Raw genomic sequence first — 26,675 nt, forward strand, 5'->3', positions numbered from 1 at the left:
AATCAGGAAAACGTTATCATTTGTGCTAGAAGGAGTAGGTTTCCGGTTCACTTTGCAAGCTCATCAACAGCAGCTTATTTTCCGGTAGCGGGTACCACTGGTTTTCCTGATCTAGCGGCTCAGAGGCTACTTGCAGTTTTTCGGCATCCTGACTCCAGTAGAGGGKGGGGGGAGGCACCGATCGCGCACAGCGCCCCGCCAAAACATACATGCCATCGGTGAGAATAATGGCGGCACTCACACTGGTACGCGCTGCTTGGGCAAGGGAAAAAATAATCTGTAGGGTTTGCCGTAGCACCATCACGGGCGACAGTTGCGGGTTCAAGACAAGCTCATTGCAAAAGAGAGCAAAGATGTGTTCTGAATCTGTCGAGCCTTCGACAATGTTGTAGCAAATATCCGAGAGGCGATCGCGCATTGGCCGATACAAGGTCTGGCGAAAGTTATCGATAAAGCCATTGTGAACCCCCAGCCAGCGTCCCCAACGAAACGGTTGGGTATTGGTGATCTGCACAGGCTGGCCGACGGTGGCACTGCGGACATTGGCCAGAAAACAGGGAGCGTCGATGAAACGGCTCAGATGCTCTAAAAAGTTAACATCGTGCCACATGGGCATCACTTGCCGATATAGATAAGGCAGCAGATCCTGACGGGTGTGGTACCAGCCAACTCCAAAGCCATCGGCATTCAGGAGTCCCGAGGTCATCTCGCGGGGGTGATAACTTTGCACCAGTAAGGAATGGGGCGCATCCACAAGGGCGTAGGCAAGGCTTGTTTTGCGCCCCATATAGGCGTAGAGACGACACATAGGTTCAATCGTAAAATCTATTAAAGGTCGGACGTGGCTAGGCTGAAGCGCGAGGGGGTCATCGTTGATCATAACCAGACACCAATGCCTGTGGGGGATAGGATGCATCCAGTTTGGTAGCTGGCAACAAGACTTGCTAGAGTGTTAACACAGCGTTGTAACCCTGACGACACCTTTGGATGAAACCCACCGATCCCTTGGATGATGATTTTCCGGCAGTGCCCCCCATCGCTTCCCATGAGCACGCTCAAGCCCTAGGGCGATCGCAGGTACAGCGTACCTTGGTCATTACTGAAACTGCCTTTCTGGCGAGTACCGCTGCCTTGATGTGGGTGATTAACTTTTATCTGCCGGTCGGTCCGGTGCTGCGCCTCTTTTTCCCCATCCCCATTGCCTTGGTGTATCTACGCTGGGGGCGGCGTGCCGCATGGATGGCCGCCATCGTCAGTGCGCTGCTGTTGTCGGTGTTGATGGGGCCGCCGCGCAGTCTGCAATTTTTGCTGCCCCACGGCATCATGGGGGTGATCTTTGGCGGCTGCTGGGCAAAACAACAAGGCTGGGGACGGTCTATCCTGAGTGGGGCGGCGATCGGCACGGCGGGGKTTTTCTTTCAAATTACGCTAGTCTCAATCCTTTTAGGAGAGAACCTGTGGATTTACTTTAATCAACAGGTAACAAATTTTATCGATTGGGTACTGGTGAACCTCAATCTAATGCTGGAACCAACGGTCACCCTTATCCAAGTGGTTGCGCTGCTGCTTGTCTTTTTGCAGTCCACGGTCTATGCCTTGGTTGTCCACATTTTGGCATGGACACTTCTAGAGCGCCTTGGCAACCCCATTCCGGATCCGCCCCCGTGGCTACGAGCCGTTTTGGAAGAGCCTCGCTAGCAACGCTCAAGGCAAGGGCGTTGCTGCAGGTGGGCAATACTCTGGTTCCCCGTACAAAACAAGATGGTTTTTAACTCAGCCAAAATTAGCTCAATGCGTTCGTAAAGAGCGTTCTCTGATTGGTGGGCAGCTTGCAAAAAGGGTCGTGCCAAACCCGCTAGATTCGCTCCTAAGGCTAAGACCTTGGCCACATCAGTTCCGTGCTGTAGCCCACCAGAGGCAATCAGGGGAACCTGCGGCAACCTAGCACGAATTTGCTCAATACAGGTCGCTGTGGGAATACCCCATTCTCCAAAGGCTTGGCCGAGGTAGCGTTGCCGTTGATCGTGAGCACGGGCAGCTTCCACTTTCGCCCAAGAGGTACCGCCAGCGCCAGCAACATCAATGGCAGCAACCCCTACGTCTATGAGCCGCTGTGCCACCTCACCACTGATGCCATTCCCCACCTCTTTAACGATGATGGGGACGGGTAAGGTCTGGCAGAGCATGGCAATTTTCGGCAGTAGCCCCTTAAAGTTGCGATCGCCCTCGGTTTGCACCGCCTCCTGCAGGGGATTTAAGTGCAAGATCAAGGCATTCGCTTCCAGCATCTCAACAATTTTTTGGCACTCTGCCACCCCACAGCCATAGTTCAACTGCACTGCCCCTAAATTTGCCAAGAGGGGGATGGTTGGGGCGTCTTGGCGGATCGCAAAGGTGTCGCGCACCTGCGGTTGCTCCAGCATAACCCGCTGTGACCCTACCCCCATGGGAATGCCAATCTGTTGGGCAACCCGTGCTAGCCGTCGGTTAATTTCCCCAGCGTCGGGGGTGCCGCCGGTCATGGAGGAAATCAGGAGGGGAGCCGCCAGGGGCCACCCTAAGAAGGTGACCCGCAGGTCAATATCGGCAAAGTCCAGTTCCGGCAGGGCGCAGTGGCGAAAACGGTAGCGCTCCAGCCCTGTGGTGCTCTCCTTGGCGGCTACATCATCACTCATACAAAGCTGGAGGTGCTCTGCTTTCCGTTGCTCTATGGGGCTGTCCACCGTGGGTTGTTCCTTATGGCTGGTTGTACTGGCAATTGTGCAGTTATGGTAGCCCTAGAGGCGTTCAATCTCACGAATCACACTCATCAATTCTTCATAGGATTCGCGATTGCCTTGGCGGCGATACAACTCCGCCGCTTGGCGCAGATCCGGCAAGCTTGCCCGCGGGTTTTCTTCCAGCAGGTAGGTGACTCCGCGTACGGCAAAGGGCATCGGATCGTTGGGGGTGAGCCGCGCTAGCGCTGCCCAACTCGGGCGGCTGAGGGCATAGTCGCCCATCAAAAAGGCGGCGACACCTCGGAGCAAATGGTAGTCGGTGCTATTGGGATTGGCGGCAATCAGCTGATCAAAGGCAGGAATGCTTTGGCGAAAATCACCACTTAAAAAGAGTGCCAAGGAGCGAATGACTTGAAGATCACTGTTATTGGGGCTAATGGCTAGACTGCGATCAATATCGGCGACTGCGTTGCCAAAGTTACCCAGCAACAAATTCAAAAAGCTACTGACACCATAGGCTTCCGCATAGCTGGGGTTCAACGCTATGGCTTTGGCAATATCCTGCTGTAGGGTTCCGGGTCGCTGGGCGACATTGCGGCTAAAGGTTTCTAGCAGGGGGGTTGGTGGGTTCGGTGGAAAGGCATCTTTGAGGATGGGGTTGCCTTGGGTGAGGCGGCTGAGGTGTTTAACCCCCAGCTCTTCGCCCAGTTGGGTAAAGTCTTGGTTGGGTACAAGGGCAAAAAACTGGGCAACGGCACGGCCAAGGTAGGCTTCGGCGTAGTTGGGATTCAGGGCGATCGCCTGAGTGTAGGCTTCGGCAGCCCCAGCAAAGTCTTTTTTCTGAAAGCGAGCTTCAGCGGCTAGGAAGTAGTCCGCTGGCTTCATGGGCAAACTGGGGGGGGTGTTTGCAGTGGCGATCGCCGGTGAACCGCCGGTTCTAGGCAAGGAGGGTGGTGTAGCAAGGCTGACGTAGGTGTTGATGGGAATCCCTAAGTTAAAGCCCCGCTTCACAAACACACTATTGGTCTTGCTGCCCTCTTGAATCAGGGTCGAGGCGACATCCCCACTGCCGTGCACCCCAATGAGTCGGCCATTTTCATCCAGCACAGGCCCACCGCTCATCCCCGGCAGAGTGGCATTGCTATAGACCAATGCATACCCATCTTGGATCGGGCGTGAGGCATTGGCGGTAAGTCGCCCCTCCGTAAATTGGTAAATGCCGCCGAGAACGGAGGCATTTTGGGAGGGAAACCCAGCCACAAAAACGGTCATGCCTTCAATGGCCTCCGTAGAGTTGCCGAGGGCGGCTAGGGCATACTCCCGGTTGGTTTCAATTTCTAGGGTTGCTAGATCAACCCCCGGCAATGGTCGAATGGAGTTGGGTTTAATGGTATGGCGCTGGCCATCAGCCGTTTTGACCGCATACTCGCCGGGCTTTTCGACAACGTGGTGTGCGGTGAGGATGGTATAGGTATTGCCGCTGCGCTTGAGTAAAATACCGGAGCCATGGCTGCCCTTGCCCTCAATGAGGACGGTGATATTTTTGGCAATGCGAGCCACTTCGGTTACGGATGCCGCGTGACTTGCCCGTGGCTGCACAATCTCTACACTGGCGATCGCCATCCCCAGAACTGCCCACACGGTCCAGCGAGCCATACCAGCACTCCCAAGCCATCTAAAGGTATGTCACCCCTATCTTACCGCCTTGATTTGGCAGACGCTAAGACGCGGTGTGGCACAAGTCCTAAGGGCTGTGCACGGTACTGATAGGATCAAAAAGGCACGTGGTCTTGAGGTTAGCCGTGACAGTTCGGGTTCGCTTAGCACCTAGTCCTACGGGACATCTCCACATTGGCACAGCACGCACCGCCGTGTTTAACTGGCTCTATGCTCGCCATGAGGGGGGAACCTTTATACTGCGGGTGGAAGATACCGATCGCGAGCGCTCTCMCCCCGCCTATACCCAAAATATTCTCGATGGCCTGCAGTGGCTAGGCTTGCAGTGGGATGAAGGCCCCATCTTTCAGAGCGATCGCCTCGCGCATTACCGTACGGCGATTCAATCTCTCCTCGACCAAGGCTACGCCTACTATTGCTACTGCACCCCCGCAGAACTCGATGCCCTACGGACAGAGCAAAAGGCAAAGGGGGTAGCGCCTCGCTACGATAACCGCCACCGCCACTTAACCCCTGAGCAGCAGGCTGCCTTTGATGCAGAAGGACGGATGCCAGTGATCCGCTTCAAAATTGACGATGATCGGGTTATCCAATGGCAGGATCGAGTGCGGGGGCTGGTGTCATGGCAAGGTGCGGATCTAGGCGGTGACATGGTCATTGCCCGGGCGGCACCCCGCGGGGAGATTGGTTACCCCCTCTATAACTTAGTGGTGGTTGTGGATGACATTGCCATGGGGATCACCGATGTGATTCGCGGTGAAGATCACATTGGCAACACGCCAAAGCAACTTCTACTGTACGAAGCGTTGGGGGCACCACCGCCAACCTTTGCCCATACCCCTTTGATCTTGAACCAAACGGGTCAAAAGCTGTCTAAGCGAGATGGGGTGACCTCTATCTCAGAATTTCGTGCCATGGGCTATCTCGCACCCGCCATGGTGAACTATATGACCCTGCTGGGCTGGTCTCCCCCAGAGGGTATTGGCGAGCTGTTTAGCCTAGAGGTAGCAGCGCAGCACTTTAGTTTCGAGCGCATTAACAAAGCGGGGGCTAAGTTCGACTGGGATAAATTGAACTGGCTGAATCGTCAGTACATTCAACAACTGGATCGTGAGTCTCTGTTGCAGATGTTGATTCCCTTTTGGCAAGAGGCAGGCTACACCTTTGACCCCCAAGGCGATCGCCCGTGGCTGCTACTGCTAGCAGAACTCTTGCAACCCAGCTTGAATACGCTACAGGAGGCCGTGTCCCAAGCAGCGCTGTTTTTTGTCCCTGAGGTGACGCTAGATAGCGAGGCAACCACACAACTGGCGCAACCCCAAAGCACCGAAATTATTGCTGCCATTGCCAGCCAACTGAGCCAACAAACCTCTTTTAGTGTGGAAGTCGGTCAACACCTTGTGCAGCAGACCACCAAGGCACTGGGGGTAAAAAAAGGTGCGGTGATGCGATCGCTGCGAGCCGCCTTAACGGGTGCGGTACACGGCCCAGACTTAATGGTGACTTGGCAAATCCTGCACCTGCGGGGTTGGGATCAGTCTCGCCTCAGCGCCGTCCTTCAAGATGGAGCAACCACTGCCTAGGGCTGCCTTGATTCGTCAAACAGGGTCTGACTGAGATTGGCACCGCTGAGGTTGGCGCGATCTAGGTCGGCACCCTTCAAATTAGCGCCGCTGAGGTTAACATCAATCATGTTTGCCCCTTTCAGCACTGCGTTTTCAAGGTTGGCACCCGCAAGGTTGGCGTTCACCAAATTGCTCAGCGTCAGGCGTGTCCCCACTAACTGGGCACCCGATAGGTCGGCATTCACCAAAATAGCAAGGTAAAAGCTGGCACGGCTGAGGTTGGCATTTTGCAGGTTCGCCCCAAACAGGTTTACCCCAGCAAGGTAAGCACCTTCCAAATTTGCCCCCGCCAAATTTGCCTTAAAGAGATTGGTATCCATCAAATTCGCCCCCCGCAGGTCGCAGTTGGGGCACTGGCGCGTCTGTAGCAATTGGCGCACATGAGCCGGGTTTTCAGCAGCAGCCCTAGACGCAATTCCCAGAGACAGACTACCGATAAGCGTCACTAGAATTATTTTGCCCATGACTGAGTCCTCGTAATGCTCCCCTCGGCTTGCGCCAAGTCGCAGTGTATAGCAAATCACGCCCCTTGCCTATGCCAACTGGCGCTCCGAGGACGCTGTGAACCGGGAAAAGCATTGCAGGAGGAGCCTCAAACATCCGCTTCCATGGGGTTAAGGGCGCGGTTGACTAAGGCTTGTAGGGTGGGTAGCTGCTGGGTATGGGGGCAGTAGTAAAGGTTGACGTTGCCGCGATCGGTATCTTCCCAAAACTTAGGTTGGGCCTGCCGCAGGCGATCGCAGTTTTGTAAAAACGCCCGCCTAAAGGTTTCGGTGCCAAGAATACTCGCATCTTCAACAATATCGGCCACGATGCGCTCTGCTAGGCGTAGCTGCTGCCGCTCTAGATAAAATAAGGCCAAGCCCATTTGTAACAGTCTCACACCAGTACTTTTACTGCTGGGGCGATCGCCATTTTGGGGCTGACTCAACTCTGGTGGGTTGTCAAGGCGCAGCATTTCTTCAAGCAATTCTAGTTGCAGCGCCTCATCCCACTCCTCTTCGTTCACAAGAATCAAAATTTTCTTTAGCTCAGCTGCAAACACATCAACAATAAAGAAAAGGGCAGGGCTATGGTGGGCAAGCTGGTAAATTTCATTGCCATACTGCCGCAGATAGTGCACACTTTTTTGGACAATGTAAGGGCGGCGATAATACACTAAACTTTCAATGAATCGGCGATAATGAAAGGCAAGATTGTACAGGTTACGGGCTTCATTATGGCGGTTACCGTGCTTGATGGTGAACCGCAGCATCGTATTAAAGCGAATAACCATTAACTCCAGCAGATCATCATCACCTTCGTTGAGAATGGCCTGGGCGATCGCGCACATTTCTGAGCCACACAGTGAGGCTAAATTAAACTCGTTTTCCTCTAGAAAGCGGACGTAGGCATTGCCCAAAAGGCGAAAGCATTTTTGTTCATAGAAACTATGCTGCTCCTCAATTTGCTTAAACTGATCAAACATCGTCTTGAAGGAAATATCAGCCGCCACAGAGCTACTGAGGCGAAAAAAATAGGGCGTATAGCTCTGCTTTAGGCAAATATAGTGCTGTAGTAAGCCACTCATCGCCTCAATAATTTCTGCTTGCGGCCCGCGAAAGGCAACGTAGGTGAGCAGAGCATCCAGTTGGTTTAGCCCTTCGATTAAGTAGGATTGGCTGCGCCGCACCAGTCGCGGTTGATACTGCTGCTGCCCTAAGACCCCTTTTAACCGTGTCATAAAGTGATGTTGGCGTTGATAGATCTGCTGCACAACACTTTCTGGTTGAATGGACTTGAGAATGTAGAAGATATAGGGTAGAGCCGTAATAATCGCAAGGGGAAGTAACCCATAGAGATTCAGCAGCGTGCTACCAACGGGATGGGCACCGAGATCCCACAACACGTTAACGTAGAGAATATGGGCACCACTGAGGGCTAGGCACCAGACATAAATAAGGCTGATCCAATCATTCAGGTACAGCTCAGTAATTTTAGGAATGTTTTGAGCTGCAATGGAAACGACAATAATCAGCGTGCCAAGGGTCAGGCCAATGACCGCTAGCCATACCTCTGGGGCAAAAGCAACATCAATTTCAACACTAGAGCTGCCCAAGAGGTGTGCAAGGCCGGGATGATAGGCACTGAGAATAACTAAAAGGCGATTCACGGCCACATCCAAACCGGCGATCGCCCCGAAGCTAATGACAAATGCCACAAGGGAGCGCGGTAAGCCATCAATGGCATAGCTGAGCAGCCAATGGCGCAAACCCATCAATAGTTCTCAATGGTGTTGACTAAACAATAAAAACCAAAAACTCCACCGCTGTGATGATCGTCAAAGCAAGTTTTGCACTGCTCAGACGACTATCCTAGCGGTGAAGTCTCTACTAGGCGTAGGCAAGGGCAAGTTTAGGCCAGACCCGTGTTGATGCCCGGCTTACCGGTCGAAAGCTCCACTTTCACAATTTTGCCACCCATTTTCTGGATGCGTTGCTGCTCGCGGAACCAGTTTTCGTAGGGCACCAGCTTCGTGAAGTAGGTATTTTGTAACTCGCGCTGCGTACGAATGCGAGTCTGGCTCGGAACGCAGGCGGTGATTTTGAACATGCGCATGGGATCAGTGACTCCAAATCTGCGTAGGGTGATTACACGTCTGGGAGCTAAAGGCCAGAATCAGACTGTTTAAGCAGAATTGCCATGACAGGCTGACACCCTAACCCCTAACTCCCAGACAGGCGTGCTACTGGAGAGCCGTAATTAGCTTAAACCAGAGCAGATGTAGTCGAAGTAGATGCCCATTTCCTTACCGGCATCGGCACCCACCAAGCTGGCGGTAACTTCTTTCATGGCTTGGATGGCTTGCACGGTGGCAGCAATAGGCACACCCAAGGAGTTGTAGGTCTCTTTCAGACCATTGAGTACCCGCTCATCGAGAATCGAGGGATCACCTGCCAGCATCGCATAGGTGGCATAGCGGAGGTAGTAGTCGAGGTCGCGGATACAGGCGGCATAACGACGGGTGGTGTACATGTTGCCACCGGGGCGGGTGATGTCAGAGTACAGCAGCGACTTGGCTACAGCTTCTTTGACGATACCAGCCGCGTTGGCACTGATCACCGTTGCTGCACGAACGCGCAGCTCGCCAGTGGCGAAGTAGGCTTTCAGTTTTTCCAGAGCAGCGGTATCAAGGTATTTGCCCTGAACGTCAGACGAGTTGATGACAGCGGTAATCGCGTCTTGCATGGTTCGTTTTCCTCAGAAGATTTTCTAGTGATGGATACAGTTCAAGCGCACGAGACCTACTGCATGGCCCCAATGACGAAGTCAAAGTAAGAACCAGCTTCGGCAGCATCTTCAGCAGAGAGCAAGGAGGCAGCAACGTTTTTCATCGCCCGTMCCCCTTCTGCAACCGCCGGAATGGGGGTGCCCAAGGAGTTGTACATTTCCCGCACGCCCACCAAGCCAATTTCTTCGATGGGGGTCACATCGCCAGCAACGATACCGTAGGTGACTAACCGCAGGTAGTAGTCAAGGTCGCGCAGACAGGTGGCGGTCATTTCTTCACCGTAGGCATTGCCACCGGGGGAGACCACATCAGGACGTTTTTGGAACAGTTGATCGCCAGCTTGCTTAACAATCCGCTCGCGGTTTTCCGTCAGGGTTTGGGCAATGCGCAGACGACGCTCACCAGTACTGACAAAGCTTTTGATGCGATCCAGTTCGCCGGGGCTGAGGTAACGGGCCTCGGCATCAGCATTCACGATCGATTTCGTGACGACGCTCATTGAGTTCCTCCAAAGTTGGAATTGTAAAACAAGGGGCTTGATAATGTGGCATCTGCCATCGGAATGCTACGGTAACCACTGACCTCCTGCGAGGTTGGCTGTGGCACTGCCCCCCTAGGGCTGACGTAACCTTCCGCAAACATTCTCAGGCATAGCGGGGACATGTCTCACATCATCGCAATCCTTTTTAACATTTTTAACATTTTTTCAAACTTATACGGCCAAGCCAGCTCGACCTACTCCAGCCATTCGATGATGCGGGTTCCCAGTTCAAGGGGAATACTCACGGCTTTCCCAAGGCGGGGTTTTTCGCGGGTTGTTTCGAGGTAGTGGCACACCTGCTCGGTGCAGCCCCAATCGTTGAGATGCTGGGCGATCGCCGCCAAATGAGCAGCATAATCTTCGGGGCTATCGGGGTAGGAGGCTTGCTCAAGGTAGCGCCACATCACCTGCAGGAAAATGCGATCGCCGGCGCGGCGGAACTGTAGATCGAAGGAGCGCCCCCATTTGCGTAACAGTAGAGCGTGCAGTGCTTCGCCAGTGAGGAGAGTCATCGCCAGCAGCAAAAACCTAAAGGGGAATGTTTGCGGAATTGATCGGCATTCGATCGGCGGGAGTGTGATAATAGTTAACAAACGTAATTATTTTACGGCTGTCTATTTCGATTCCTTAGTAAATAAGCGTAAACCATGGCTCAAGTTTCTGGAATGTCTGATGTGCCCGATATGGGGCGACGGCAGTTTATGAACCTCCTGACCTTTGGTACCATCACTGGTACAGCGTTGGGAGCGTTGTATCCGGTTGTGAAGTACTTCATTCCGCCCTCCAGTGGCGGCACGGGGGGTGGCGTTGTCGCCAAGGATGCCTTGGGCAACGATATTAAGGTATCTGACTATCTGAGTAAGCATATTGCGGGCGATCGCTCCCTCGCCCAGGGCATTAAAGGGGATCCCACCTACATCATCATTACCGACGATCACCAAATTGCTAACTACGGTCTCAACGCCGTTTGCACCCACCTTGGCTGCGTGGTGCCTTGGAACGTCAGTGAAAATAAATTCATTTGCCCCTGCCATGGTTCGCAGTACGATAGCACCGGCAAAGTAGTGCGCGGTCCGGCTCCCCTCTCGTTGGCCTTGGTCAACACGAGCATTACCGAAGACGACAAACTTGTCTTTTCGGTATGGACAGACACCGATTTTCGCACGGGTAAAGAACCGTGGTGGACTTAAAAGACTTAGGGAGTGGTATGAAACGTTTCTTGCAATCTTGCACACTGGCGATCGCCCTTGCCGCCAGTTTATTGCTGTGGGCACCCCGCGCCGATGCCTACCCGTTCTACGCGCAGCAGGGCTATGACAGCCCCCGTGAAGCCACAGGGCGGATTGTTTGTGCCAACTGCCACCTAGCGGCTAAACCCACTGAAGTGGAAGTGCCCCAAGCGGTAACCCCTGATTCGGTCTTTGAAGCGGTGGTCAAAATCCCCTACGACACCAGTGTGCAGCAGGTGTTGGGGGATGGGTCTAAAGGAGGCTTAAATGTTGGAGCAGTGTTGATGCTGCCTGAAGGCTTCACCATTGCCCCTCCGGATCGCATTCCTGAAGACCTCAAGGCCAAAACCAGCGGTGTGTTCTACCAGCCCTACAGCGAGGATAAGCAGAACATTATCTTGGTTGGCCCGCTGCCGGGTGAGCAGTACCAAGAAATTGTCTTTCCGGTGCTAGCTCCCAACCCCGCCAATGACAAGTCCATCCACTTTGGCAAGTACTCTGTGCATGCGGGGGGGAACCGCGGTCGCGGCCAGATTTATCCCACGGGCGAAAAGAGCAATAACAATGTCTTTACTGCACCGATCGCGGGTACCATTACCAGCATCAGTACCAATGGGGATGGCAGCAGTGCCGTGGTCATTACCGCGGACAGTGGTGACACCGTTACTGAAACCGTTCCCCCAGGGCCAGAGCTCATCGTTAGTGAAGGTCAAGCCGTTGCGGCAGGGGAGGCCCTTACCACCAACCCGAATGTGGGAGGGTTTGGTCAGAAGGATACTGAAATTGTGCTGCAAGATCCCAACCGGATTAAGTGGTTACTAGTCTTCTTTGCCGCCATTACCCTCTCGCAAATCCTCTTGGTTCTGAAGAAGAAGCAGGTGGAGAAAGTGCAAGCGGCGGAAATGAATCTCTAGGAGTTCTATTGCGCGCCCTTTGTGCTGCCTCTCAGTGACACCATTGTAGCGATCGCCACGGCTATTGTGCCCCAGCAAGGGAGTATCGGCATTGTTCGTCTCTCGGGAGCCAAAGCGGTTGCGATCGCTCGGTGTTTATTTGTCGCCCCCGGTAAACAGCCGTGGGACTCCCATCGCATTCTCTACGGCCATATTCGGGATCCAATGACTCAGGAGCAGGTGGATGAAGCCCTGCTGCTGCTAATGTTGGCACCCCGCTCCTATACCCGCGAAGATGTTGTGGAGTTTCATTGCCACGGCGGCATGATTCCCGTACAGCGGGTTGTACAACTCTGTGTCGCGGCGGGAGCACGCTTAGCGGAGCCYGGGGAGTTTACCCTGCGAGCCTTTTTGAACGGTCGGCTGGATCTCACCCAAGCCGAAAGTGTTGCTGAGCTAGTAGCAGCGCAATCCACAGCCGCTGCACGAATTGCCCTTGCCGGGTTAGAGGGGAAACTCGCCCGCCCCCTCAAACAACTGCGCCAGACCTGTTTAGCCCTACTGGCTGAGATTGAGGCTCGCCTTGACTTTGCCGATGACCTGCCACCGCTTGACGCTGGTGCCATTGCTGAGCAAATCCATCACGTACAACGCCAAGTAGAGCAATTGTTAGCAACCGCAGAGGGCGGCCAACTCCTGCGCACGGGTTTGAAGGTGGCCATCGTCGGTCGCCCCAACGTGGGGAAATCTAGTCTGCTGAATGCGTGGAGTCGCTGCGATCGCGCCATTGTCACCGACTTGCCAGGTACGACCCGCGATATTGTCGAGTCGCAGTTGGTCGTGGGGGGGATTCCCATTCAGGTACTTGACACAGCCGGAATTCGAGTCACAGAGAACGTGGTGGAGCAGCTTGGTGTGGAGCGATCGCGCCAAGCCGCCTTGAGTGCCGACATTGTTCTATTTGTCCTAGATGCCAGCCAAGGGTGGACCGCAGCGGATCAGGAGATCTACGATCAGTTAAAGTTAGCTGAGCGCCGCCAACAGTCCCCCAACGCTGTCCTCATGGTTGCCAACAAAGAGGATTTACTGCCCGCTGCGGCCAACTGCCATGATCTGCACCTACCCATGGCACCCATTCCCACAGTGTTCCTGTCTGCCCTTACCCAAACCGGCATCAACCATCTAGAAACAGCGATCTTAGACTTAGTGCACGGCCATAACCTGCACGCTGCCAACTTAGAGTTTGCCCTCAATCAACGCCAAGCCGCCCTACTGCAACACGTCCAGCATTCATTAACCCATGTGTTACAGGCCATTGATGAGCAACTGCCCCTCGATTTTTGGACCATTGACCTGCACGCAGCGGTACGCGCCTTGGGCACACTGACGGGGGAAGATGTGACTGAATCCGTGTTAGAACAAATCTTTAGCCGTTTTTGCATTGGAAAATAGCCCCATGCTCTGGAATGCCAGCTACCGTCCGCTGTTTCCCTACATCCTTCCCCATCGGCGACGGTTGGCAGTGGCCTTCCTCTGTACCTTGGGCTATGTCTCCACCATGCCGGCGATCGCCTACCTCATTGGCCAAGCAGCCAAACTCATTGGTGCAGGAGATCTCCGGGGGCTGATCCAGTGGTGTGCCGCCTCCTCACTGTTGTTTATTGGTCACAGCGTTTGCCAGTTTGGCCAGGATGTCTTAATGGCCGATATTTCTCTGCGCATTGTCTATGATATTCGCCTTCGCCTCTATCGGCACCTGCACCGCTTAGGAGTGGACTATTTTGAAACTGCTGCCACAGGGGATCTCACCTATCGGCTCACCGAAGATGTAGATCGCATTGGCGAGGTCATCAACCGCAGCTTTCATCGCCTGCTCCCCTCCGCCTTGACCACCATTGCCGTCATTGGCTACATGTTTTTGCTCAACTGGCAACTAACCCTGGGCACCATGATCATTGCCCCGTTGATGACCTTTCTCATTGGTTGGTTTGGCAATCGCCTCATGCGCCAGTCGCGGCTGAGTCAAGATCGAATTGCCAGTTTAGCCTCCCATTTAACCGAGGTCTTTTCCGGGATCCGTCTAATCAAAGCCTTTGCCGCCGAAGACTATGCAGTGCAACAGTTTGAGCAGCAAGCGGACAAAAACCGCCGTGCCCGTTACCGCGCCGATCGCATCAAAGCCATGCAGTATCCCGTGATTGGGTTTCTAGAAGCCTTGAGCATCATGCTGCTATTTATCCTTGGGGCATGGCAAATCAACGCTGGCCACCTCACCGGTCCTGAATTCCTTAGTTTTGTGGCGGCGGTAGCGCTGCTGATGGAACCCATTAATATGGTTTCAACCGACTACAACGAACTGAAGGTGGCGCAAGCCTCCGTAGATCGCAGTTTTGGCCTACTGGCGATCGAGCCGACCATCAAAGAGGCCACCAATGCCCAACCCTTACCCGCTATTTCCGGAAAAGTCGAGTACCGCGACATTACCTTTGCCTATCAGCCCGGACAACAGGTGCTGCAGCACTTTAGCTTGATGGCCTTTCCGGGAGAGGTAATTGCCTTGGTGGGGCACTCTGGCGCGGGTAAATCCACCATTGTCAACCTTCTACCCCGCTTTTACGATCCCCAAGCTGGTACAGTACTGGTGGATGGCATTGATGTTAAAACCGTCACCCTAAAAAGTTTGCGGCAACAGATTGGCATTGTCCCCCAGGAAACCATCCTCTTTTCGGGCACCATTGCCGACAATATTGCCTTTGGTCACAATCAAACGGATCATGACCTACTCATTGAAGCGGCAAAAATTGCCAATGCCCATGACTTTATTTCGACGTTTCCCGATGGGTACCAAACGTGGGTAGGGGAGCGCGGGGTGAACTTATCCGGGGGGCAGCGGCAACGGTTGGCGATCGCCCGTGCCGTCTATGCCGATCCACGCATCTTAATTTTAGATGAAGCCACCTCTGCCCTTGACTCCGAATCCGAAGCCTTAGTACAAGATGCCCTTGAGCGTGCCATGAAAGGTCGAACCGTATTTATCATTGCCCATCGCCTTGCCACCGTGCGCCGTGCCGATCGCATTCTGGTGATTGAGCAAGGGCGCGTCATTGAATCCGGTACTCACCACGAACTCATAGCCAGCCCCTCTCGCTATGCCCAGTTTTATGCCCACCAGTATTTTCATGGATAGCCTGAAACAGTCTTTAGAGGCAGTTGACCCGCGGCAATTTTCCAAACAAAACGTACTACAATCTTGCCATTACACGTCTCGGTAACAACCCTGTTACAATTAGCGCGTTCAATAGAAGAGGTGCACCATCGTGGGAGTATTTAGTCGGCTATCACGGGATATTGGCATTGATCTAGGGACAGCCAATACATTAGTTTACGTTTCTGGTCGGGGGGTAGTCTTAGAAGAGCCGTCGGTGGTGGCTATTGACCAAAATAGTAAGCAAGCCTTGGCTGTAGGTACCGAAGCCAAACGGATGCTAGGGCGTACCCCCGGAAATGTGGTCGCCGTGCGCCCCCTGCGCGACGGGGTGATTGCCGACTTTGAACGTGCCGAGTTAATGCTCAAACACTTCATGCGCCAAGTCCACGGCGGCAAGAATCTCTTTGCCCCCCGGGTGGTGATTGGCATTCCCAGTGGTGTGACCGGGGTTGAGCGGCGTGCCATTGAAGATGCGGCTCGAGGCGCGGGTGCTCGTGAGGTGTATCTCATTGATGAGCCAGTGGCCGCTGCCTTTGGTGCCGGTCTGCCGGTCGAGGAACCCACCGGTAACATGATTGTGGATATTGGCGGTGGCACCACAGAAGTTGCCGTTCTCAGCTTGCAAGGCACTGTACTCAGTGAGTCCGTCCGTGTGGCCGGCGATGAAATTTCCGAGGCAATTGTCCAATACCTGAAAAAAGTTCACAACCTGATCATTGGCGAGCGCACCGCCGAAGACATCAAAATCCGCATTGGCTCTGCCTACCCCAACGACAGTTACGACTCTGAAGCGATGGAAGTACGTGGCCTGCATCAGCTGTCAGGGCTACCGCGCACCGTAGTGGTCAAATCCGAAGAAATCCGCGAAAGCATGGCAGAGCCGTTACTCGTGATTATCGAAGCCATTAAGCGCACCCTTGAGCGAACCCCCCCCGAGTTGGCTGCCGATATTGTTGATCGGGGGATCATGCTGGCAGGGGGTGGGGCACTACTGCGGGGATTGGATACACTCATTAGCCATGAAACCGGCATTGTGGTGCACGTGGCCGCCGACCCACTCCGTTGCGTTGTTATGGGAACGGGGCGTGTGTTGGAAAACTTTAAAGACCTCGGGCGCGTTTTTTCGGCTCAACCCGCCATTATCGGTTAAGGATGAAGTCATCATGGCCGTTTTTTGGCGTTGGTGGGGACGATATGCGGGGGGGCTGTTGCTGACCGTGCTGATTTTAATAGGGGCATGGATTTTACGGGAAACCAATGGTGCCGCCATCCGCGAATTTTACCGTCTGCTCAATTTGCCCTTGCAACAGCGTGGGGATGAGCAGCAATCATTGATCCAAGCTCGCACATGGCAGTTAGAGCAGCAATTGGCGGAGCTACAGGCAGAAAATGCGCGACTGCGGCAACTCTTAAATACACCGATGCTGCCTAACTTAGAGGGGCGCATTGTACCGGTGATTGGCCGTAGTTCAGATCAGTGGTGGCGATTCCTGCTGTTGGGGGAAGGCAGTCGTCAAGGGCTGAGCATTGGTGGCGTGGTCATTGGCAATGGCGGTCTGGTGGGTCGCATTACTAGCATTACCCCTAATACCAGTCGCGTGATGTTACTCACGGATCCGGCCAGTCGCATTGGCGTGGTGGTTGGCCGCACGCGGCAGATGGGGATTCTGCGCGGACAACTCAATCAGCAGGTGATTGTTGAATTTTTGGAGAAAGATCCGAAAGTACAGCCGAAAGATACCCTCTTTACCTCTGCCCTCAGTAGCCTTTTTCCGGCGGGTATTCCCGTAGGTGAGGTGCAGTCGGTCGAGCTAGAGGATCCCACCCGTCCCCATGCCACTGTGATACTGGGGGCACCGATTGATCGTTTGGAATGGGTCACTGTGATTCCCTATGCTGAATCGACAGACACATTTACGCCAAACTAGCCTTAACTGGTTAGTGATTACCGGGTCGGTGGGCGTTTGCACGCTGCTGAGCCTGATTCATGTGCCTGCTCTAGCGGTATTAGCGCCTGACTGGTTTTTGATTTGGGTTGTGGTTTGGAGTGTCAAGCGTACCGTTTGGCAAGGGGTGATTGCAGGTGTTGCCCTCGGCTGGATCCAGGATGGCTTGACAAGTCCTCACCCGAGTCATGCCGTTGCCTTGGCGCTGGTGGGTGGCCTTACGGCACTGATGCAGAAGCAGCGGTTTGTCTCCGAAGATTTTATTTCGATTGCCCTGATTACCTTTGCCATGGCGATGATCAACCAAACGGTCATAGCGATCCAAATGAGCGTTAGTACTGACTTGCCTTTACAGGATATTTGGCAGCACCATCGCCAAGTTGCCCTCAGTTCGGCAATTATGAGTAGCCTGTGGGCACCGTTGGTCTATGCGCCTCTCAACCGCTGGTGGTCGTGGCTGCAGGAGCAAGAGTAAGGCCAGACCAAGGTTATCATGGGGAAAGTGTCGATAGCATGAATACTCTGGAAAGGTTTTGGCATGATCGTTGCAACCACGCCTCACACTGAAAATCCTCTATTGCGTGGGGATGGGTTCCCCCCCTTTGATCAAATTCAGGTGAGCCATGTTGAGCCAGCGGTGACTCAACTCCTGCAAGAACTCAGCCAAGCGTTAGAAACCCTTGAACAATCGCTGACCCCAACTTGGGACGGGTTAGTTGAACCCTTGGAACGGCTGGGCGATCGCCTCGGCTGGACATGGGGAATTATCAGTCACCTAACGGGGGTGAAAAATAGTCCAGAACTGCGACAGGCCTACGAAAGGGTTCAGCCGCAGGTCGTGGAGTTCTACACCCGCATGGGGCAATCGCGCCCCATCTATGAAGGCTTTAAGGCCATTGCCGCCAGCCCAGAGTTCAAAGAGATGACTCCTGCGCGTCAGCGCATTGTGATGGCTGCCATCCGCAATGCGGAGCACAGTGGTGTGAGCCTAAGCGGTGAGGCCAAGGAGCGGTTTAATGCCATTCAATTAGAACTAGCAGAGCTTTCGACCCAATTTTCCAACAACCTACTGGATGCCACCAAAGCCTTTCGCCTCAAGCTCACGCAACCAGAGGAGGTGGCGGGGCTGCCCCCCAGTCTGTTGGCCTTGGCAGCCCAAACAGCGCGGCAGGATGGCGAGGAAACCGCAACCCCAGCCCAAGGACCATGGCATATTACACTCGACTTTCCCAGCTTTGGCCCATTTATGCAGTATAGCCAACGCCGCGATCTGCGGGAGCAGGTCTATCGTGCCTATATTTCCCGTGCTAGCAGTGGCGAGTGGGACAACCGTCCGATCTTGGAGCGCATTTTAGCCCTGCGGCTCGAAGAAGCAACGCTGTTAGGGTTCGAGACCTATGCCGAGCTGAGTCTGGCTAGTAAAATGGCGGATAGTGTGGCCAGTGTTGAAACACTGCTCGAGGAACTCCGCCAAGCAAGCTATGCCGCAGCAGCCCGTGAACTAGAGGAATTACAGGCCTTTGCAGCGGCACAGGGGGCACCTGAGGCCAAGGAACTCCAACACTGGGATATAGCCTACTGGGCTGAGCGGCAGCGGGAAGCTCTGTTTGCCTTCAACGACGAGGAGTTGCGTCCCTACTTTCCCTTGCCCCAGGTACTTGAGGGACTATTTAGCTTGGTGCAACGACTCTTTGGGGTCACGGTTGTTGCTGCCGATGGTCAAGCGCCGGTGTGGCATCCCGATGTCCGCTTTTTTGCCATTCTGGATGAAAATAACCTCACGATTGCCCACTTTTACCTAGACCCCTACAGCCGTCCAGCCGAGAAACGGGGTGGGGCATGGATGGATGATTGCCTAGGGCGTGCTAAGTACCGCTACCAAGGGGAGTGGCGTACTCGCTTACCGGTGGCGTACTTGGTCTGCAATCAAACCCCACCGGTGGATGGTCAGCCTAGCTTAATGACGTTTGCGGAGGTGGAAACGCTCTTCCATGAGTTTGGCCATGGGTTGCACCACATGCTGACCCAAGTGGATGAGGCGGGGGCGGCTGGCATTAACAATGTTGAATGGGATGCGGTGGAGTTACCCAGCCAGTTCATGGAAAATTGGTGCTACCATCGCCCCACCCTCTTTGGGATGGCTCGCCATTACGAAACGGGAGAACCCCTGCCAGAGCACTACTATGAAAAACTGGTGGCGGCTCGCACCTATCGGGCGGGCAGTGCGCTGCTGCGACAGTTGCACTTTAGCTTGTTGGATCTGGAGCTTCACCATCGGTATCGCCCGGATGGCAATGAAACCCCTCAACAGGTGCGCGATCGCCTTGCTCAGACCACAACAATTTTGCCTCCCCTCCCGGAAGATGCATTTTTGTGTAGCTTTGGCCATATTTTTGCCGGAGGCTATGCGGCGGGTTACTATAGCTACCTTTGGGCTGAGGTTCTGAGTGCAGATGCCTTTGCTGCCTTTGAAGAGGCGGGGCTAGAGAACGAAGCAGCGATTCGGTCGCTGGGGCGCCGCTATCGCGATACGGTCTTGGCGCTAGGGGGAAGTCGCCCGCCGATGGAGGTTTTTAAGGCCTTTCGCGGGCGGGAACCGATGACAGCGCCGCTGCTGCGCCATCGCGGCTTACTGTAGTCGCTGTAGCCAGAGAAAGCGTAGCCAGTTGCGCAGCAGACCCACGCTAGCTAAACCCGCTAGGGTAAAACAGGCGATCGCCCCCCCAGGCGCTTGAGCGAACCACAGCACCGTCCCCGCTAGGAGGGTAAAGCCACTCAAGCCTAGGTAGAGGAGGCACACCAGTAAGCGTTCAATACGGCGTAGTTGGCGATCGGTGGTCGGCGTGCGCACCGAAACCTGTAGCTCCCCCCGTGCCAGCCGGTCTTCTAAGCGTTGTAAGCGCACCTCAAGGCGGCTGGGGTGTTGCAGGCGGTGGTTGAGGAAGGTCTGAGTTTGCCGGAGCAGTTCGCGCCAGCCTCCGCGGGCAGGATGCATTAGTTCTTTGACAAAGGGCTGAGCGGCAGCGGTGAGATTATACTGCGGGTCTAGACTGCGGGCAATGCCATCAAGCGTGGTCAAGGATTTGAGAATGTAGGTCATTTTGGCGGGCAGGCGGAAGGGTTGCTGCTCAAAGAGGGCATAGACCTCCTGCTGTAATTCAGCAAAGACCGCTAGATCCACAGGCCGCTCCGTAAAGCGATCTAAGATGAGCTGCATAATTCGCTGTAGAGGTGTCATGTCCGCCACGGGGGTGATTAAGCCCATCTCTATCAGGGCGGCAATGACGCGATCGCTATCCTTGTTGAGCACAGCAAAAAACGTTTGCACCATCTGCTGCTGGTTAAGGGCGGGGACATCGGTCATCATGCCGTAGTCATAGAAAATTAAGTCCCCCTCGCTGCTGACGGCTAAATTACCGGGGTGCGGGTCGGCATGAAAAAAACCGTCGATGAGTAATTGCTTGAGATAGCAGCAAATGCCCCGCTGGTTGATGAGGCGGGGGKCAAGTCCAACGGCTTCGATGGCTGCACGGTTATCAATCCGAATGCCGGGCACATACTCCATCGTCAGGATATAGCGGCAGGTGTGCGTCCAATAGACTTTGGGTACCCGAATGTGGGCATCGTGGCGAAAGTTAGCCTGAAAGCGATCGGCATTCTCTGCCTCTTGGAGGTAGTCAATTTCCCGCAATAAAATGCTAAAAAACTCTTCGTAAATGTCCTGAAGGGCGTAGGGACGGGTAAAGGGCAGCCAGCGATCGCCCCAGCGGATGATTTCACCAATGGCCACGTAATCTAAATAAAGTTGAGACTCTAGGTTTGGACGCTGTACCTTGACGACCACCTCGTCGCCACTAAAGAGCTGCGCCCGGTGCACCTGTCCTAAGCTAGCAGCGGCTAGGGGGTTGGGGTCAAAGCGGGCAAATAGATCCTCAAGGGGTTGACCTAGGTGCTGTTCAATCAGGGCGATCGCCACGTGTGAGTCAAAGGGCGGTACTTGATCCTGCAACGTTTTCAGAGCGTCAATATAGGCCAACGGCAGCAGATCAAACCGCGTGGACAAAAACTGACCAATTTTAATAAAGGTGGGGCCTAGGGTGAGCAACTGCCGCACCAACCAGCGGGCGCGGCGGCGTTGCTGAGCAGGGCTGCGACGCTGCCAAAGGTGATCCCACAGCAATTGATGACCAAATACACCCAACACCCGCGTAATCTGACCAATGCGGCGCAGAATGAGCCAACGGTTGGGACGATAGACAGCGGGAGTGAGCGGCATGAAACAGGTATCACCAAATCAGTATGCTCTACCGAAGACAAGATTCATCAGGTTCATGGGTTAATTTGCATCTAGGAAACAGTATTTCTCATCTAGCGGCTTCGCTCAAATCTACAGTATTCCCGAGTATTCTGGAACTCGTTTTGACAAAGGAATCCAGAGTGTTGGTACTCTAACTTGTCTAACTTGCTATCAATCCCCCTGTGATGGACGAGGCATGGTAAGCTAATCCCCGTGAGTGTTTAAGGAACATCATGTCCCCTTCCCCAAAGATTGGCATTATTGGCGGTAGTGGTCTCTACAAAATGGAGGSTCTCACAGAGGTCGAAGAGGTGCGACTAAGTACCCCCTTCGGCGATCCCTCCGATGCGTTTATTTGTGGGCGGATTGGGGAGGTTCCCGTGGCCTTTTTAGCTCGCCATGGCCGAGATCACCACCTGTTACCAACGGAGATTCCCTTTCGCGCCAATATCTACGGGTTTAAGTCCCTTGGTGTGGAGTACCTGATCTCGGCTTCAGCGGTTGGCTCCCTCCAACAGGAGGTAAAACCCCTTGACATGGTGGTGCCCGATCAGTTCATTGACCGCACTCGCAATCGCATTTCCACCTTTTTTGGCGATGGCATTGTGGCACATATTGGCTTTTCTGAACCCATTTGTTCTGCGCTTGCCGCGGTATTAACCGCAGCCATTAGGGATTTGAACCTACCCGAAGTGACGCTGCACCCACGGGGTACCTATGTGTGCATGGAAGGCCCTGCCTTTTCTACATTGGCAGAGTCCAATCTTTATCGCTCTTGGGGGGGAACGGTGATTGGCATGACGAACCTGCCGGAAGCCAAGCTGGCGCGGGAGGCGGAAATTGCCTACGCCACCCTAGCGTTAGTGACAGACTACGACTGCTGGCATCCAGAGCATGACTCGGTAACGGTGGAGATGATTATCAGCAACCTACMCCGCAATGTGAAAAATGCCCAAGCCATTATTTGTGAGACAGTGAGGCGACTGGCGGCTCATCCCCCTGCTTCCAAGGCACATCACGCCCTGAAAAATGCTATTTTAACTCCCCTAGATAAGGTACCTGCACAAACGAAGGAAAAACTCAGTCTGCTGCTGGCTAAGTACTGCTAGGGCGCTAACGGGTCGGATGGGTATGTACCCGCCTCGTCAGCCTCTGTGTCACAAAATTGTGGGTAGGTAGATTTTGGGCTTAGGCAGCGACAGCGATTGAGGGCATCGGCAAGAGCCTCAAGTTTAATGGGCTTGCTCACATAATCGTCCATGCCTGCTTGAAAGCAACGTTCGCGATCGCCTGCGAGAGCATTGGCGGTCATGGCAATAATCCAAGGCCGCTGACTGGGCGGCCATTGGTTGCAGATCCGTTGGGTGGCTTCTAGGCCATCCATCTTCGGCATTTGCACATCCATGAGAATGACATCGTAGGGGCGCTGTTTCAGGGCTTCAAGGACTTCAGCCCCATTGGCCGCAACATCCGCACGATAGCCCATCCGCTTGAGGATGTGCAGCGCTACTTTCTGATTGACTGCATTATCTTCAGCAAGCAGAATCCGCAGGGGAAAGCGCACTGCCAAGCTGGGGTCAATGACGGATGCTGACACAGCAGGCTGTTGACTGGGGTTGGGGTTCAAAACCTTCACTAAGGTTTGCCGCAGTGCACTGGGGCGGATCGGCTTAGTAACGTGGGTGGTAATGTGTTCCTTGTCACTGGCGGTTTCTAGCCAACTCAAGGGAGTAAGCAGAATGACCGGGCGATCGCCCCGCTCAAGTCTGGTGGCTAGCTGCACCCCTGTCATGTGCCCCAAGGAGAAATCCAGCAGGGCAATATCCCACCTAGGAGCCTCCTGTAGCACCTGATCGGCATCCCCATAGGGGAGAGGCACCATCCCCCAGTCCTGTAATAGGGCGCAGAGATTCTCACGGCTGGCCGCATTGTCATCCACTACTAAGACGCGCCGCCCTTGTAAACAGGGGACAGCAGGCGGCGGTTTAAAGGGAACTGGGTCAACAGCCGAAATTGTAAATGTAAACGTTGTCCCTTGGCCTAGGCAACTGTCCACCTGCATGGTACCGCCCATGAGTTCACACAACCGTTGACTAATCACCAGTCCCAAACCCGTCCCCCCATACTCACGGGTAGTGGAGGCATCAACTTGGCTAAAGGGCTTGAAGAGGCGATCGAGGCGATCGCTAGGAATGCCAATCCCCGTATCTTGAACTGCAAATTGTAACGTTTCGCTATCAGAGACATAATCCACCTGGACGAGCACATGACCCTCAGGGGTAAATTTAATGCCATTACCCACTAAGTTCACTAGAATCTGGCGCAGGCGGGTGACATCTCCCTTGACTTGGGCGGGGGTTCTTAGTGTGCAGGTGTACAGTAACTCCAGGTGCTTTTCTTCTGCTTTGCTGGCCAGTAAGCTCAACACATCCTCAACACACTCGCGGACATCAAAGGGGTGTTGCTCAAGCACCAGTTTGCCAGATTCAATTTTAGAAAAGTCGAGAATATCGTTAATGATGGTGAGCAGTGCCTCACCAGCTTGGTGGAGGGTTTGCAAGAAGTCCCGCTGTTGATCGTTGAGGGGGGTATCTAAAAGTAAGTTGGTAAAGCCCAAGACCGCATTCATGGGGGTGCGGATTTCGTGACTCATTGTGGCCAAAAACTCACTCTTGGCACGGTTGGCCAGCTCTGCCTGTAACCGCGCTTGCTCCAGTTCTTGGTTTTGCTTGGCCAGTAATTGTCGCTGCTGCTGTTCGTGGTGCAGCAGGTCTGCCTGGGCGATCGCAATCCCCACTTGCGCCGCAACGGCTTCAAGGAGTTCAATTTCTTCGGCAGTCCACTCCCGCTGGCGATCGCACTGGTGCAGGCCAATAACCCCATTGGGTACCCCTTTATAGGACGTCCGCACGGCCAGCATCGATTTAATCTGAAATTGCTCTAATAGGGACGTGGCCATTCGCAACAGTGGGTCTTGACTGACATCATTAGAGACAATTGCCCTATCCGAGGCTAGGACGGCTTCGGCGTGCGGGTTACCTGCCACCGGTACATTGACACCAAACATTGACCCATAGCCCGGTTCTAGGTACTCCGCGACATTGGGGATCTGGGGCGGTGGCCCCGGCTCATAGCGATGAATTAAACAGCGGCTCACCCCAAGGGCACGGCCAATTTGACTGACGGTTGTATTAAAAATGGCCTCTGTATCTAAGCTCTGGCGAATTTGTTCCGTAATTTGGTTGAGTAACAACGTCCGCTGCATTTGCTGCTGGAGTTGTTGCCGCTGTCGGGTTTCCTGTTCCAGCAAATGCACCTGTGCTAGCCCAATTCCCACTTGCGCTGCCACACTACTGAGGAGGCTCTTAATCGCATCCGTCCATTGCCGTTGGCGATCGCATTGGTGCAACACTAGCAGACCATTGGGGCGGTTGCGATAGGAGGTTCGCACAATCAAGGCAGACCTGACACGCAATGCTATGCAATAGTCGTGAATGGAGGCTAAACGCGGGTCATTGGCCACATCCTCAAAACTTAGGATCTGATCAGAGATCAATGCTTGCTGTAGGAAATCAGCCCGCCCCAGCGCTAACCCTACGGTAGTTACCGATGGAATCCCTGGAGCGCAGTATTCCGCCACCAAGCTCACTGGAGAGGTGGCCTCCTCGTGGTACACAAAAAAAAGGCAGCGGCTGACATTTAAAGTCATGCCCACTTGCTGAACAGCGGTTTGACAGATGTGATCCCGCTCGATTTGCTGGCGAATTTCCTCCGTAATGCGGTTCAACAGCAGCGTCCGCTTCACCTGCTGCTGCAAGAACAGTTGCGCCCGCTGCCGTTCAGTGACATCACTTTGAATCCCGATGTAGTGCGTAATTTCACCCACTTCGTTAAAAATGGGTGAAATCGCCAGTTCATTCCAGAAGGGTTTGCCATTTTTGCGGTAGTTGCGCAAAATCACGCGGCAGGACTGTCCCTTAGCAATAGCATTGCGAATGGCTTCAGCCCCCGGCTGGTGGCGATCGCGCCCCTGCAAAAAGCGACAGTTCTTGCCAATGACTTCAGGGGCGCGGTACCCCGTCATTCGCTCAAAAGCGGGATTCACATAAATAATTGGGTTATCCGGCTGACGATAATCGGTAATGACAATGCCATTGGTACTGGCAATAATGGCGCGCTCCCGTAACCGTAGTTCTGCTTCAATCTGTTTCTTGGCAGTGATGTCAGTGGCCAGAAACAGAAACCCCAGCAACTGCTTGCGGCCATTGCGAATGGGCGTTACTGAAAGGAGCACGGGAAACTGCGAACCATCCCGGCGGATATACCTCCACTCCCGCTCATCCGGCAAGCCTCGCCGTGCCTGCGCCACAAACACCTCAAATCCCACTGGAATCGGTTCGCCCAACTGCTGGCTAAGGAGTGTTGCATAATGTTCAACCTCCTTCGGATCATGGAATTGCTCAGGGGTTACTTTGCCCACTAATTCAGTAGCACTGTACCCCAACCATTCCTCAGCAGTGCGGTTCATAAAACTAATCGTGCCGTTGGTGTGAGTTGCAATGATGGCATGATTAGTGCTATTAAAGATGGCTGCTTGTAAGCTACTCAACTGTTGAATGCGAGCTAGGTGCCCTTGGGTTGTCTCAAGATGATGACGGACTTCTAACTCACTAATCACTTGCCGGGCAAGGGTACGCAGTGTTTGAGCTTGTAACTCGGTTAACTGCCGGGGCTGGTAGTCGATGACGCACAGGGTACCAATCCGGTACCCTTGGGGTGTCACCAAGGGCATGCCAGCATAAAAGCGGATATAAGGCGGTCCTGTAACCAAGGGATTATCAGCAAAGCGGGCATCTTCCTTGGCATCGGCAACAACCATCAATTCCGATTGCAAAATCACATGGGCGCAGAAGGCGGCATCACGGGGGGTTTCACAGGCATCTAGCCCGACTTTGGCCTTAAACCATTGTCGGTTGCGATCAACCAAGCTAATGATGGCAATGGGGGTCTCACAAATAGCTGCGGCTAAATGGGTTATATCGTCAAAAACAGGTTCAGGAGCAGTATCAAGGATGTGGTACTGATCAAGGGCATATTGCCGTTCATTTTCATCGACTGGTATAGGAGCGGCAGGCATAACCCAAGTGACCGTTGATGTTAGGGTCTAATTTCTAGCTTAGATTATAGGAATTTGTTTTATCAAAACCATGGCAAAGCAAAACCCACCTCAATTTACGTCTTAGACGGGAAGGCTCGCGCTGTACCCGG

General features: G+C 53.9%; 22 protein-coding genes. 11 read left to right on the top strand and 11 right to left on the bottom strand.

From position 1 onward, the window contains the following. Window positions 1–25: 25 nt before the first annotated feature. On the bottom strand, window positions 26–880 hold the full coding sequence (gene egtC / locus L5470_RS05945; protein ID WP_499498789.1) for an ergothioneine biosynthesis protein EgtC: 855 nt from the start codon (window positions 878–880) through the stop codon (window positions 26–28). Window positions 881–987: 107 nt separating this feature from the next. Here egtC and L5470_RS05950 point away from each other — a divergent pair, with 107 nt between their 5' ends. After that, window positions 988–1,698, top strand: coding sequence for a DUF2232 domain-containing protein (locus L5470_RS05950; RefSeq protein ID WP_499498791.1), 711 nt, complete (start codon window positions 988–990; stop codon window positions 1,696–1,698). On the opposite strand, the gene fni is transcribed toward L5470_RS05950, so the two are convergent. Continuing rightward, window positions 1,695–2,723, bottom strand: a complete 1,029-nt coding sequence (gene fni, locus L5470_RS05955) for a type 2 isopentenyl-diphosphate Delta-isomerase (RefSeq protein WP_227517353.1) — start codon at window positions 2,721–2,723, stop codon at window positions 1,695–1,697. The two genes, L5470_RS05950 and fni, sit on opposite strands and share 4 nt — an antisense overlap. A 54-nt stretch (window positions 2,724–2,777) precedes the next feature. After that, window positions 2,778–4,376 (bottom strand): trypsin-like peptidase domain-containing protein, encoded by a 1,599-nt coding sequence (locus tag L5470_RS05960; protein WP_499498795.1) that lies wholly within the window; start codon window positions 4,374–4,376, stop codon window positions 2,778–2,780. Between the two features lie 146 nt (window positions 4,377–4,522). Here L5470_RS05960 and gltX point away from each other — a divergent pair, with 146 nt between their 5' ends. Continuing rightward, window positions 4,523–5,980: a glutamate--tRNA ligase gene (gene gltX, locus L5470_RS05965; RefSeq protein WP_499498797.1), complete on the top strand. Its 1,458-nt coding sequence runs from the start codon at window positions 4,523–4,525 to the stop codon at window positions 5,978–5,980. Here the strand turns inward: gltX and L5470_RS05970 are convergent. From L5470_RS05970 to L5470_RS05995, 6 genes are all read right to left on the bottom strand, one after another. Further along, window positions 5,977–6,486 carry a pentapeptide repeat-containing protein gene (locus tag L5470_RS05970; RefSeq protein ID WP_099799246.1) on the bottom strand — a complete coding sequence of 170 codons (510 nt, stop codon included), beginning with the start codon at window positions 6,484–6,486 and terminating at the stop codon, window positions 5,977–5,979. The two genes, gltX and L5470_RS05970, sit on opposite strands and share 4 nt — an antisense overlap. Window positions 6,487–6,614: 128 nt before the next feature. Next, on the bottom strand, window positions 6,615–8,279 hold the full coding sequence (locus L5470_RS05975) for a hypothetical protein (RefSeq protein ID WP_499498799.1): 1,665 nt from the start codon (window positions 8,277–8,279) through the stop codon (window positions 6,615–6,617). A 137-nt stretch (window positions 8,280–8,416) separates the two neighbouring features. Then, a complete protein-coding gene (locus tag L5470_RS05980; RefSeq protein ID WP_099799245.1) occupies window positions 8,417–8,620 on the bottom strand; it encodes a phycobilisome linker polypeptide in 204 nt (67 codons plus the stop codon). A 144-nt stretch (window positions 8,621–8,764) separates the two neighbouring features. After that, complete coding sequence (gene apcB / locus L5470_RS05985; protein ID WP_099799244.1) at window positions 8,765–9,250, bottom strand: allophycocyanin subunit beta; 486 nt, start codon at window positions 9,248–9,250, stop codon at window positions 8,765–8,767. 56 nt (window positions 9,251–9,306) lie between these two features. Beyond that, on the bottom strand, window positions 9,307–9,792 hold the full coding sequence (gene apcA / locus L5470_RS05990) for an allophycocyanin subunit alpha (protein WP_499498801.1): 486 nt from the start codon (window positions 9,790–9,792) through the stop codon (window positions 9,307–9,309). Window positions 9,793–10,028: 236 nt separating this feature from the next. Continuing rightward, window positions 10,029–10,346: a DUF3067 family protein gene (locus L5470_RS05995; RefSeq protein WP_099799242.1), complete on the bottom strand. Its 318-nt coding sequence runs from the start codon at window positions 10,344–10,346 to the stop codon at window positions 10,029–10,031. 135 nt (window positions 10,347–10,481) lie between these two features. Between L5470_RS05995 and petC the strand changes: the two genes are divergently transcribed. The 8 genes from petC (at window position 10,482) to L5470_RS06035 (ending at window position 19,748) form a co-directional block, all read left to right on the top strand. Next, entirely contained in the window at window positions 10,482–11,024 is a 543-nt protein-coding gene (gene petC, locus L5470_RS06000) for a cytochrome b6-f complex iron-sulfur subunit (RefSeq protein WP_099799241.1), read from the top strand. 17 nt (window positions 11,025–11,041) lie between these two features. Next, window positions 11,042–11,977 (top strand): cytochrome f, encoded by a 936-nt coding sequence (petA, locus tag L5470_RS06005; RefSeq protein ID WP_499498803.1) that lies wholly within the window; start codon window positions 11,042–11,044, stop codon window positions 11,975–11,977. Window positions 11,978–12,001: 24 nt separating this feature from the next. Continuing rightward, window positions 12,002–13,408: a tRNA uridine-5-carboxymethylaminomethyl(34) synthesis GTPase MnmE gene (mnmE, locus tag L5470_RS06010; RefSeq protein ID WP_198406256.1), complete on the top strand. Its 1,407-nt coding sequence runs from the start codon at window positions 12,002–12,004 to the stop codon at window positions 13,406–13,408. A 4-nt stretch (window positions 13,409–13,412) separates the two neighbouring features. Beyond that, entirely contained in the window at window positions 13,413–15,143 is a 1,731-nt protein-coding gene (locus tag L5470_RS06015; protein WP_499498804.1) for an ABC transporter ATP-binding protein, read from the top strand. A 130-nt stretch (window positions 15,144–15,273) separates the two neighbouring features. Then, window positions 15,274–16,314, top strand: a complete 1,041-nt coding sequence (locus tag L5470_RS06020; protein WP_499498805.1) for a rod shape-determining protein — start codon at window positions 15,274–15,276, stop codon at window positions 16,312–16,314. A gap of 13 nt (window positions 16,315–16,327) precedes the next feature. Next, the gene (gene mreC, locus L5470_RS06025) at window positions 16,328–17,092 is read left to right on the top strand and encodes a rod shape-determining protein MreC (protein ID WP_099799237.1); all 765 of its coding nucleotides are present in this window, start codon (window positions 16,328–16,330) and stop codon (window positions 17,090–17,092) included. Further along, the gene (gene mreD, locus L5470_RS06030) at window positions 17,058–17,585 is read left to right on the top strand and encodes a rod shape-determining protein MreD (RefSeq protein WP_499498806.1); all 528 of its coding nucleotides are present in this window, start codon (window positions 17,058–17,060) and stop codon (window positions 17,583–17,585) included. Before mreC ends, mreD begins: the two co-directional genes overlap by 35 nt. 63 nt (window positions 17,586–17,648) lie before the next feature. Beyond that, window positions 17,649–19,748 (top strand): M3 family metallopeptidase, encoded by a 2,100-nt coding sequence (locus L5470_RS06035; protein ID WP_499498808.1) that lies wholly within the window; start codon window positions 17,649–17,651, stop codon window positions 19,746–19,748. On the opposite strand, the gene L5470_RS06040 is transcribed toward L5470_RS06035, so the two are convergent. Then, window positions 19,740–21,386, bottom strand: a complete 1,647-nt coding sequence (locus L5470_RS06040) for an ABC1 kinase family protein (RefSeq protein ID WP_499498810.1) — start codon at window positions 21,384–21,386, stop codon at window positions 19,740–19,742. The genes L5470_RS06035 and L5470_RS06040 overlap by 9 nt on opposite strands. 254 nt (window positions 21,387–21,640) lie before the next feature. Here L5470_RS06040 and L5470_RS06045 point away from each other — a divergent pair, with 254 nt between their 5' ends. Continuing rightward, window positions 21,641–22,516, top strand: coding sequence for an S-methyl-5'-thioadenosine phosphorylase (locus tag L5470_RS06045; RefSeq protein ID WP_499498812.1), 876 nt, complete (start codon window positions 21,641–21,643; stop codon window positions 22,514–22,516). Here the strand turns inward: L5470_RS06045 and L5470_RS06050 are convergent. Beyond that, window positions 22,513–26,544 (bottom strand): GAF domain-containing protein, encoded by a 4,032-nt coding sequence (locus L5470_RS06050; protein WP_499498814.1) that lies wholly within the window; start codon window positions 26,542–26,544, stop codon window positions 22,513–22,515. The genes L5470_RS06045 and L5470_RS06050 overlap by 4 nt on opposite strands. Window positions 26,545–26,675 lie beyond the last annotated feature (131 nt).

The organism is Synechococcus sp. PCC 6717 (assembly GCF_022698185.1).
Classification (GTDB): domain Bacteria; phylum Cyanobacteriota; class Cyanobacteriia; order Thermosynechococcales; family Thermosynechococcaceae; genus Thermosynechococcus; species Thermosynechococcus lividus.